We start from the raw sequence: 8,711 nt of genomic DNA on the forward strand, positions 1-8,711 counted from the left end.
ATAAAAGCCTGTCAAGAAGCAGGCTTTTTTTCTCTCAAAAAAGCACCTATTTCATACCAATTATTTAACACATCCAAGTATCCCATTGGGGCTCTATCCAACCGGCACTGGAGAAGCTGCTCTTTATTTTTTGGAAAATCCAAATACTCCACCTTACTTAAATATAAATTCTCCGAATGCATTCCAAGAAGAAAGGCATGGTAGCACAGTGCCAAAAGCTTATAACTAACACTGTAAGACTGCTCATCTCTGACAGCAAGATGCTCTATAGGCTCATCCATTCGAACCTCTAAAAAGCCCTTTAAATCCTTATTTAATCTAACCTTTTCTACTGCAAAAGAGGTCACCTCATCTACTCTCTTAAATACCTTATGAATTGAATCAATAACGTCAGCATAAACTATCAATCGACTGTTTTTGATCCACATCATCATTGCATAGGACAATCTCCAAAACTCATGTCTATCAAAGCGACGCCTTATACAAACGTCCACACCATAATCATAACTATGAAGACGTTCAAAGCAACTACCCCCAAAGCTTTCAAAAGCATTAAGATTTAACAATAAACGCTGAATCCTGATCCCATTAGCAAAATAAATACCTTCACTATTATCTATAAACCCACCACTATCGTACTCAAGAGGATTTATAAACAATCGAAAAGAACCGCTTTCATTATCGTAAAAATTAATACCACCCTTCACCAGCCTTTTATCAATTGACTTCAGCAGCACTGGGAAAATATTTAAAGATGCTTGATAAGCAAACTCTACCTCCCGGCTAAGCTTTTCATTACTCAATTGCTTTTTGGTTAATTTAATCTGTTTTTCTTGTTTAGCAATCATCTTATCCTGGCTATCTATCAGAGCCTGCTGCTGCCTCAACGTAATCACAAAAGCAATCAGCGTGGCTACCACCGCCGCCACACCAACGGTTCCTGATATATAAGTAGCAAAATTCGCCCAGTCTTCTGACTTTTTCGAGAAGCCATTAGAACCAAATTGATCAATGTATAAATATGCTGCGACACCACCTACAGCAGCAACTAACCCCACCAAAATGACATTGGTATAGTATTTTCTGCACCAATTCTTCATCCCAATATTCCCTTAGCAGTCATTTTCTCGAACCTTACCACACCCACGGTGTAAACCACCCCACTCACACCCACCGCCGCTACCACCCTCTCCCAAGCCCCCGCACGATACCTGCGTGAATTCACCCTTCTCTTTACAAGACCAGTGAACCTGCGCAGGAGCCACCATGGCACTTGATCAATACCACCACGGCGTGCGCGTTGCTGAAGTGAGCGACGGTACGCGTACCATCCGCACCGTCTCCACAGCGGTGATTGGCGTGGTTTGCACCGCTGCCGATGCGGACGCCACTACTTTCCCCCTCAACCAGCCCGCGCTGGTGACCAATGTGGATACCGCCATTGGCAAAGCGGGCACCCAAGGCACGCTGAAAGATACCCTCACCGCCATCGGCCAGCAGGCCAAGCCCATCATCGTGGTGGTGCGAGTAGAAGAAGGCCTTGATGCCGACGAAACCACCGCCAACGTAATTGGCACCACCACCGAGCTGGGCCAGCGCACTGGGCTGCAAGCGCTACTTACCGCCAAGCAGAAGCTGGGCGTGACGCCGCGAATCATTGGCGTGCCGTATCTGGATACCCAGCCAGTGGCCACCGCCATGGTTTCCATGCTGCAGCGGCTGCGCGCCTTTGGTTATGTGTACGCTCACGGCTGCGAAACCATCACTGATGTAACCGCCTACCGCGATGAGTTTGGTGCCCGTGAATTGATGGTGATCTGGCCCCAGTGGCAAGCGTTCGATACCGACGATGCGCAAACGCTGGATATCAGCCCTGTGGCCATCGCGCTCGGCCTGCGCGCCAAGCTGGACCAAACCGTGGGCTGGCACAAAACCTTGAGTAACGTGGTGGTTAACGGCGTTACCGGCATCAATAAAGACGTGTTCTGGGATCTGCAATCGCCAGATACCGATGCCGGGCTGCTGAACGCTGCCGATGTCACCACCCTGGTTAACCAGAGCGGCTACCGCTTCTGGGGCTCGCGCACCTGCGCCGGGCCAGAAAGCCTGTTTCCGTTTGAGAACTACACCCGCACCGCGCAGATCCTCGCCGATACCGTGGCGGAAGCCCACCTGTGGGCCGTAGACAAGCCTCTGCACGCCTCGCTTGCGCGGGACATTATCGAAGGCTTGAACGCCAAGTTCCGCGAGCTGAAAACCCTGGGGCTGATTGTCGATGCCAGCGCCTGGCTGAACGAGGACCTGAACACCCAGACCTCGCTCAAGGCCGGCAAGCTGCGCATCGATTACGACTACACACCGGTACCGCCGCTTGAAGACCTGGGCTTTCAGCAGCGCATTACCGACTCCTACCTTGCCGACTTCGCCGAGCGCGTTGCGGCCATCGCGTAAGGGCACGTTATGGCACTCCCTAAAAAGCTTAAAGACCTCAACCTGTTTAGCAACGGCGACAGCTGGCAGGGCATTGTGGGCGCCGTCACGTTGCCCACCCTCACCCGCAAGATAGAAGAGTGGCGCGGCGGCGGTATGGACGGCGCTGTGGGTATCGATATGGGTCAGGACGGCCTGCTGACCTGCCAGTGGAAGGTAGGCGGGCTGGTGGAATCCATCTTCGATAACTTCGGCTCTTCCCGCATCGATGCCGACATGCTGCGCATGACCGGCAGCTACGAGCGCGACGATATTGACGAGGCCTCTGCCGTCGAAGTGGTCATGCGCGGCCGCCACACCGAGATCGACATGGGCGATGCCCAGGCAGGCGAGAACACCGAGCACCAGGTCACCAGCACCCTCAGCTACTACAAGCTCACCATCGATGGCACCGAGAAAATCGAGATCGATTTAGTGAACGGCGTATTCAAGGTGAACGGCGAAGATCGCCTAGCAGCCCGCCGCCGCCGGCTGGGTATTTAATCCCACTCCACCTGGTTACTAACGCCAAACATCAAACCGCACCGGAGAAACAGCATGGACCAAACCAAAACCGAGACCAAGAACCCAAACGCCACTGATCCCATCGAGCTGGACGAACCCCTCAAGCGTGGCGAGCAGACCATTGACAGCATCACCCTGCGCAAGCCCAAGTCTGGCGAGCTGCGCGGCGTTTCGCTGGCCGATGTACTGCAGATGCAAACCGATGCGCTTATCACCCTGATCCCGCGCCTTTCCTCCCCTTCACTTACCGCTGCCGAAGTGCGCCAGATGGACCCGGCGGATCTTGTGCAATGCGGCGGTGAAATCGCCGGTTTTTTGCTGACGAAGCGGGCCAGGGGAGTGACCGAATAAACCTGCCCGGCTGCGTGGAAGACGCGATGGCGGATCTCGCTATCGTCTTCCACTGGTCGCCGGAAGAGTGCGCCACGTTCAGCCTGCGGGAATTGATGGCGTGGCGCGAACGAGCGCGCAAGCGCAGCACACCATCGGAAAGCAGAGGCTAGCGTGGCGCGGGATTTAAAGCTTCAGGTTGTACTTAATGCGGTTGATAGAGCCACCCGCCCGCTACGGGCGATTGACCGCGCCTCCCAGGGCGCGTCTCAAGCCATGCGGGAAAACCGCGACCGCCTGAAGCAGCTGCAGGCAACGCAAAAGAACGTCAACTCCTTCCGCACGCTGACACGCCAGTCTACTGACACCACCAACGCTCTACGCGAACAGCAAGAGCGTATTCGCCGCCTCTCGCAACAGATGCGCACCCACGAAGGTGACACCGCCTCGCTGAGGGCAGAACGGCAAAAGGCCATCGCCCAGGCGCGTACGCTCAGCCAACGCTCAGATGATGAACGCCAAAAGCTGCAGCGGCTGCGTACCGTTCTGCAGAACAATGGGCTGAGCACTGCTGACCTTGCCCGTGACCAGCGCCGCCTCAATACCGATATGCGTCAAGCCACCCACGCGGTGGAAGAACAGCAGCGCCGCCTAAAACGCCTGGCCGAACAGCAGCGTAACGCTGCCCGTGCCCGAGGCCAGTACGACCGCGCCATGAGCATGCGCAGCAGCATGGCCGGTACCGGTGCAGGCATGGTGGCCAGCGGCGGCGCAGCACTGTATGGCGGGGCACGGCTGCTGGCACCCGGCGTTGCCTGGGGCGAGCAGATGAGTACGCTGCAGGCGGTTGGCCGCTTTACAGCAGACGACGAGCGCTACCAGGCATTACGCCAACAATCCCGAGAACTGGGTGGCTCTACCGCCTTTAGCGCCGCCGAAGTAGGCGGTGGCCAAGAGTTTTTGCTGCGTGCAGGCATGAGCAGCGAAGCAATCCGCGCCTCGATGCGCGACGTGCTGGATCTAGCGCTGGCCAATAACACCGAGCTAAGCCGTGCTGCGGATATTGCCTCCAACATAGCGGGCACCTTCAAGATCGACATGGAAGAAGACGGCGCCATGGGCCGCGTCGCGGATATCCTCTCCGGCACCGCCAGCCGAGCCAACGTGAGCCTGGAAATGCTCGGCGATACCATGAAGTACTTGGGCGGCGCAGAAGACCTCAAGCTCACCATGGAACAAGCCGCAGCCATGTCAGGCTTACTGGGTAATATCGGCATTCAAGGCAGCCAAGCGGGCACCACCATGCGCGCCATGACAAACCGGTTAACGGGGCCTGCTGCCGAAGGACGCAAACACATGGAAGCGCTTGGCCTACAGGTAGAAGACGCCAACGGCAATATGCGCGCCATGCCTGATATCCTCCGGGACATCAACAACGCCACACGGGATCTAGGCAACGTCGAGCGTCGCAACATTCTCTCTAAAATCTTCGGAGCAGAAGCTGGTTCAGGCATGACCGAGCTAGTTAACGGCATGGCCGATGGTGATTTAGACAAACTCATAGAAGCCTTGCAGAGCAACGCTGGCGAAAACGCCCGCATGGCCGCCACCATGACCGACAACATTGGCGGCGATCTGAAAGAGCTCCAAAGCGCTTGGGCCGAAATTGGCATCGCCATCACGGATACCAATGAAGGCCCGCTCCGCGATCTGGTGCAGAGCATCACCTCAATTACGGTCGCGGTCGGTGACTGGATCAAGGCCAACCCCGAGCTCGCGGGCACGATTGCCAAAGTCGCTGGCACGCTGGCCGTACTCACCACCGCTGGCGGCGCCCTAACGCTAATGCTCGCCTCCATTCTCGGCCCTATCGCCATGGTGCGCTACGGCATGGCGTTGGTAGGCCCGCAGATACTGATGGCGGGCAAGGCGTTTCTATGGCTGGGCAGTGTGTTCCGTACAGTATCCATGTTCCTGCTCGCCAACCCGATTGGCATTGCCATCGCCGCCATTGCGGCGGCGGCTTACCTGATCTACCGCTACTGGGAACCCATCAAGGCCTTTTTTCAAGGCTTATGGCAGCAAGTGCAGGCCGCCTTTGGCGAAGGGATTGGCGCGGTGGCGCAGCTGCTGATGAACTGGTCACCGCTTGGTTTGTTGTACCGGGGCATTACCAACGCGCTTGCTGCGTTGGGCGTACAGATCCCCGAGCAGTTTAGCTCACTGGGGAGCGCCATGGTGAACGGCCTGATAGGCGGGCTAACCGGGAAATTGGGCGAGCTGCGCGAGCGGGTAACGGGCATGGCCGGCAATGTGCGCGGCTGGTTCGCTGATGTGCTGGATATCAACAGCCCCTCCCGTGTGTTTACCCAGCTTGGCGGCTACACGGTAGATGGCCTGAACGCCGGGCTGGACGCCCAACGCGACGAGCCCGCCCGACGCGTGCAAGAAATAGCCCGCCGCGTCACCCGTGCCGGTGCCGGGCTGGCACTGGGTGCCGCCGCCCTACCTGCTGCGGCCATGCCCAGCATTGAGCAGCACGCGCCTATTCAATTTGATACCCGTCCACCGCTGAACGCCCCTAGTGCCCAAGCAGGCAGCGGCTTCACCATGGGCGATATCAATATCAACGTAACGCCCGCCCCGGGCATGAACGAACAGCAGCTTGCCCAATACGTAGCGCAAGAAGTGCAGCGAGCCATTACCAATGCCCAGCGTGATGCCCAGGCACGGCAGCGCTCCTCAATGCGGGACTTGGATTAATGTTCTGTTTTATCGCTTTCGACCGACTGGAACACCATGGCACCTAGATTGAACGTAATGCCATACAGCGCGGTGAACATCAGTGAAATCGGGCCGAAGATGAAGGTCTGATGAACAAGGCTATCGGAGTCGAAAAGGATATCGGTGGGCATTAGACCTACAAGCTGGGAAGACACCGCCATCAGTAAGCAGAAGAGCGCAGCCAAAGCCAATGACTGGCTTTTCGGCTGGCGAATTTTGATATAGCCAATCATGACCATCGCAATGGCTACGTAGGCTGAAGCGTCGAAGCTTTTCACCGTTTCCATAAACACTTCGTTGGTGGGCGAAAAATGACGCGATAGCACGCTGATACAAGCTCCAAAAAGACCAAAGCCAAGGATGAATTGGCCCATAAATCTACTGGACAGTTCGGTTTTAGGGTGTGGCCTTTGTTTGTTCGCCTCCCGCCATTTGAGAAAACGATTAAGGAGATTTTTCATGTTGATGGCCCTTGGCATGTTTGTGTTTGAAACCCGTAGCGTGCCTTATCAGGAACTGAAGCGCATCACCGAGTGGCGCCACGCCAGCCAATCCCGCGTGGGAGAACGTCCCGCCTACCAGTTTGTAGGCCCCGGCGAAGATACGATCACCCTTTCTGGCACCCTACTACCCACCTTTACCGGCGGGCGCTTTAGCCTGGATGAGATCCGCGAGATGGCGAACCAGGGCAACGCCTGGCCATTGGTGGAAGGCACCGGCCGCCAGTACGGCTTATGGGTGATCACCCGCGTGGAAGAAACCAGCAGCCACTTTTTCCGCGATGGAGCGGCTGAGAAGATCGAATTTAATCTCACGCTTGAGCACGTTGATGACGAACGCACCGACCTGATCGGTCGCCTAGCCCTGCCCACCGTGGCGCGCCTGGCCGGGGGATATGTATGAACCAACGCCACCCCAAACCCAGCTACCGCATCACCCTGGCGGGCACCGACATTACCCCACGCATTAACGGCCGACTCATCAGCCTGACGCTACGCGAGCAGCGCGGGCTGGAAGCGGACCAACTGGATATTGTGCTGACCGATCACGATGGCCAGCTTGCCATTCCGCCGCGAGGCGCCGAGCTGCAGCTGGCCTTTGGCTGGCAGGATGAAGGGCTGATGGATAAGGGAAGCTTTACGGTAGATGAAGTGCAGCACACCGGCATGCCAGACCAGCTCACCATCCGCGCCCGCTCGGCGGACATGCGCGGCCAGTTGCCCGGCAAGCGTACCCAAAGCTGGCACGATCTCACCCTGGGCGAGATCGTCACAACCATTGCTGGCCGCAACAGTTTAGAGCCAGTGGTGGCCGCCGTGCTGAACGGCACCCGCATTGGTCATATCGACCAAACCGAAGAGTCCGACTTGAATTTTCTCACCCGTTTGGGCGAACGGCACGATGCCATTGCCGCTATCAAAGCCGGGCGCATGCTGTTTACCACGGCAGGTGAAGCACTCACGGCTGGCGGCCAGGCCATGCCCGCTATTACCCTCTCCCGCCGCGACGGCGACCAGCACCGCTATAGCGTGACGGATCGCGACGCCTACAGCGGGGTAAAGGCCTGCTGGAATGACACCCGGGGCGCAGAGCGTAAAACAGTGTTGGCCGGCACGGACGATAACGCCAAGCAGCTGCGGCCTACCTATGCCACGGAAGACGACGCCCTAGCCGCCGCCCGTAGTGAATGGCAACGCATTCAACGTGGGCTGGCAGAGTTTGAGTTGACGCTGGCACGGGGGCGGGCGGAGATATTGCCGGAGACACCGTTAACCGTGAATGGCTACAAGCCCGAGATTGATGCTACGGCGTGGGTAGTGAGTGAGGTTACCCATAGCCTGAATGATGGTGGGTTTGGGACGCAGATAAAATGTGGGATAAAGCATTTTTTGCATTAGATCTAATATTGTTTAGCTTTCAGCATTACTCTATAGTCCAACTACTAATTTAAACTAAAATAAGTGACCTTATGAACCCATTATTTATAAATCCATCGATTGCCTTAATTGAGCTCGGTATCAAAAAAATCGTCGAGAAAATAAATAACGACGCTACGGAAAAGCTACCCACAGCTGAGCTTGATGAGGAAGCAGTAAGATCCGAACTTACAGCTAGAGCACTTCTGGCTCAGGCGAAAGTAGAACAAGAGCTTGCTATCGCAAGGCGAATTGATAGTGCAGAAGAAGTTGAAATAGAAGAGTATTATGATATAAGTGGCAAAGCTAATGCGGGCCTAACAGGTGAAAAAGGCGAAAGTATTTCATTTGGACTTGGTGGTGCAGGTAAGAAAGTGACGAAACGAATTATAAAATTTAAAGGCTGCTCTCCCTATATCCAAGGCGAAAGCAGTGAAATTTCTAGTCCATCATAATAAATTTCTAAGTACATCCAGCCATCCATGGCCGTGGCTCATCCTATTGCCGCATCCTTCTGGCGAGGCGGAGTCCGTCCCACGTGCTTCCAAGCGACATCACTAGTATCTCAAAAAAATCAGCCGGTTAATGTAAGCGAAAAACGACATACCTTGTAAGCAATTACCTACAAAGCCCAACACCTCGCCTGCTTCACCACCACTCCCTTAAACTGCTCCGTGTTAACAAAAC

The 8,711-nt window shown here is 55.7% G+C and carries 10 protein-coding genes; 8 read left to right on the plus strand and 2 right to left on the minus strand.

Annotated features, from left to right (window positions below):
* Nucleotides 1-11: 11 nt before the first annotated feature.
* Nucleotides 12-1,100, minus strand: a complete 1,089-nt coding sequence (locus ACT3R4_RS17915) for a hypothetical protein (RefSeq protein WP_441680189.1) — start codon at nt 1,098-1,100, stop codon at nt 12-14.
* A gap of 166 nt (nt 1,101-1,266) precedes the next feature.
* Here ACT3R4_RS17915 and ACT3R4_RS17920 point away from each other — a divergent pair, with 166 nt between their 5' ends.
* The 5 genes from ACT3R4_RS17920 to ACT3R4_RS17940 are packed head-to-tail and all read left to right on the plus strand — an operon-like array spanning nt 1,267 to nt 6,087.
* Nucleotides 1,267-2,451 carry a phage tail sheath protein gene (locus ACT3R4_RS17920; RefSeq protein WP_441680191.1) on the plus strand — a complete coding sequence of 395 codons (1,185 nt, stop codon included), beginning with the start codon at nt 1,267-1,269 and terminating at the stop codon, nt 2,449-2,451.
* A 9-nt stretch (nt 2,452-2,460) separates the two neighbouring features.
* On the plus strand, nt 2,461-2,973 hold the full coding sequence (locus ACT3R4_RS17925) for a phage major tail tube protein (protein WP_441680192.1): 513 nt from the start codon (nt 2,461-2,463) through the stop codon (nt 2,971-2,973).
* 54 nt (nt 2,974-3,027) lie between these two features.
* Nucleotides 3,028-3,345: a phage tail assembly protein gene (locus ACT3R4_RS17930; protein ID WP_441680194.1), complete on the plus strand. Its 318-nt coding sequence runs from the start codon at nt 3,028-3,030 to the stop codon at nt 3,343-3,345.
* Between the two features lie 26 nt (nt 3,346-3,371).
* Nucleotides 3,372-3,497: a GpE family phage tail protein gene (locus ACT3R4_RS17935; protein ID WP_441680196.1), complete on the plus strand. Its 126-nt coding sequence runs from the start codon at nt 3,372-3,374 to the stop codon at nt 3,495-3,497.
* A gap of 1 nt (nt 3,498) precedes the next feature.
* A complete protein-coding gene (locus tag ACT3R4_RS17940) occupies nt 3,499-6,087 on the plus strand; it encodes a phage tail tape measure protein (RefSeq protein WP_441680197.1) in 2,589 nt (862 codons plus the stop codon).
* Here the strand turns inward: ACT3R4_RS17940 and ACT3R4_RS17945 are convergent.
* Nucleotides 6,084-6,482, minus strand: a complete 399-nt coding sequence (locus tag ACT3R4_RS17945; protein WP_441680199.1) for a hypothetical protein — start codon at nt 6,480-6,482, stop codon at nt 6,084-6,086. The genes ACT3R4_RS17940 and ACT3R4_RS17945 overlap by 4 nt on opposite strands.
* 85 nt (nt 6,483-6,567) lie before the next feature.
* Between ACT3R4_RS17945 and ACT3R4_RS17950 the strand changes: the two genes are divergently transcribed.
* The 3 genes from ACT3R4_RS17950 (at nt 6,568) to ACT3R4_RS17960 (ending at nt 8,479) form a co-directional block, all read left to right on the plus strand.
* Complete coding sequence (locus ACT3R4_RS17950) at nt 6,568-7,011, plus strand: phage tail protein (RefSeq protein ID WP_441680200.1); 444 nt, start codon at nt 6,568-6,570, stop codon at nt 7,009-7,011.
* Nucleotides 7,008-8,006 (plus strand): phage late control D family protein, encoded by a 999-nt coding sequence (locus tag ACT3R4_RS17955; RefSeq protein WP_441680201.1) that lies wholly within the window; start codon nt 7,008-7,010, stop codon nt 8,004-8,006. The genes ACT3R4_RS17950 and ACT3R4_RS17955 overlap by 4 nt, the downstream gene beginning before the upstream one ends.
* Before the next feature lie 71 nt (nt 8,007-8,077).
* Nucleotides 8,078-8,479: a hypothetical protein gene (locus tag ACT3R4_RS17960; protein WP_441680202.1), complete on the plus strand. Its 402-nt coding sequence runs from the start codon at nt 8,078-8,080 to the stop codon at nt 8,477-8,479.
* The last annotated feature ends 232 nt before the right edge of the window (nt 8,480-8,711 follow it).

Source organism: Halomonas sp. AOP7-E1-9 (genome assembly GCF_052376035.1).
GTDB classification, from domain to species: domain Bacteria; phylum Pseudomonadota; class Gammaproteobacteria; order Pseudomonadales; family Halomonadaceae; genus Vreelandella; species Vreelandella citrativorans.